The organism is Lactobacillus sp. UMNPBX6 (assembly GCF_002553975.1).
Lineage (GTDB): Bacteria > Bacillota > Bacilli > Lactobacillales > Lactobacillaceae > Lactobacillus > Lactobacillus gallinarum.
Genome location: NZ_PCZD01000122.1, coordinates 1 through 967 on the forward strand (window position 1 = coordinate 1; position 967 = coordinate 967).

General features: G+C 35.9%; 1 protein-coding gene. It reads right to left on the minus strand.

Annotated features, from left to right (window positions below):
• Window positions 1-11: 11 nt before the first annotated feature.
• Complete coding sequence (locus tag CP357_RS09925) at window positions 12-869, minus strand: IS982 family transposase (RefSeq protein WP_012845488.1); 858 nt, start codon at window positions 867-869, stop codon at window positions 12-14.
• Window positions 870-967 lie beyond the last annotated feature (98 nt).

Genomic DNA, 967 nt, shown 5'->3' on the forward strand with positions numbered 1-967 from the left:
TACGCGTGGTGCTAGTTAAATCGTTCTAGGCAATATGCCATGTTGTAAGCTAATATGGCGACTTCAAGCCGTTCTTGAAATCCGGTTAAACTTCTAGCTCGATTATTCTCGGCATTATAGTATGTTAACAACGAAAAATCACTCTCTATTGTTCTTCTAAGTGCCATCAAATAATGGTTATTATGCTTTTTAGCGTTCTTCATATTCTTTCGATAAGGTGTCCAAAGTATATAGCCCATCTTTTTAAGTTGGTGATGTAGATCTTTGCCTACATAGCCTTCGTCACCCAGAAGATAACGATTTTTAGGCTGAGCATTGACAAGCAATTCTATTGTTTCTCTGGCATCATTAACTGAAGCTTTAGTAATTGCATAATCAAGTAAATACCCATCATCACTAACAATCGCGTGAACTTTAAATCCATAATAGAATGTCTTTTTGGTCGCTTTATAACCTATATTGGCATAATCACTAAAGATCTTGGCTTGACAATTACGAACGGGCCGACAGACCGGAACAGGAAAGCTATCAATGATTAAAATATCACCTGACAAATCTACTTCTTCATTTAAGACATGACGAATTCGGTAGATTAATGGTAAAAGCATTCGAGTTCTGCGATTAAAGCGAGAGTGAGATAAATTAACTAAATGCTCACAAAATCTTCTTTGAGATTCAATTCCTAGAGAAGCCTGCCAAATAAGCATAGCTAAAATAGAGCTATCAGATACTTTGCACTGAGCAATATTTCGCCGATGCTTGATTTCATCAGAAGCGTAAAGCTTATACCAAGTTCGACAAATTATGTTCAAACGGCTAAAACTAACTTGTAAATGATGAGAAAAACGCTTAAGCTTAGGATAGTTCAATCTAGTCAGACTCTTTTCTATGATTATGTTTACAAGTCGAGTCTAACAAGATTGGACTTTTTTAGTAACTAAAACGATTTAACTAGCACCACGCGTAT